The organism is Ursidibacter sp. B-7004-1, assembly GCF_053654055.1.
In genome coordinates this window covers 1-665 of record NZ_JBSIUP010000083.1, presented here as the reverse complement: position 1 = coordinate 665, position 665 = coordinate 1, and the positions used below count along the sequence as shown (strand labels likewise).

General features: G+C 38.2%; 1 protein-coding gene. It reads right to left on the bottom strand.

Annotated elements, in window-relative coordinates; all coding sequences use genetic code 11:
• Nucleotides 1–665, bottom strand: a 665-nt coding sequence (locus ACWIW0_RS11315) for a group II intron maturase-specific domain-containing protein (protein WP_454453396.1), incomplete at both ends; no start/stop codon positions are given.

The following is a 665-nucleotide window of genomic DNA, read 5'->3' as shown; positions in this document are numbered from 1 at the left end:
TTTATTTTCTTATGTCGTTTTATCTTAGTATCACTACAATAAAACAGGTCAAGCGGATATTGCTCGCCTTTTTCATTGATGTCTACTGTACCAAACACCCAATTCCGAGTTGCCGTAGTACAAAAGTATTTCTCTTTTATCCAACGCTTCCCTTTATTTGAATGACGACGGCGACACCATTTCCATAAAGCTTGCCAAATTAACATATCCATTCGATTATAGGTCGCTTTTGCTACACAATGTCTATGGTAGTTTGCCCATCCCTTGAGCATTGGGTTTAATACTTTAATCACATCGGACTGCTTGGCAGTACGCATTTCGGTCAATACTTTTTTCACTTTTCGGTAAAATGTTTCCACATTTTTCTTACTTGGTTTGATGAATACTTTCCGTTTAAAGCGTCTGACTGTCCAGCCTAAAAAGTCAAATCCTTGCTCAATGTGTACGATGTTAGTTTTTGTTTCTGATAGCGTTAAACCACGCTCTGCCAAGAAAGCTTTAACTAATGGGATAACCTTTTCTTCCAGTATTTCTTGCGAACTTCCCGAAATAATAAAATCATCCGCATATCGCACCATATAGGTTTTGTTACGGATTATCTGTCTGCTTTGCTTTTTACCAAAATGCTCAGCAAGCAAGGCTTCCAATCCGTCTAGTGCCATATT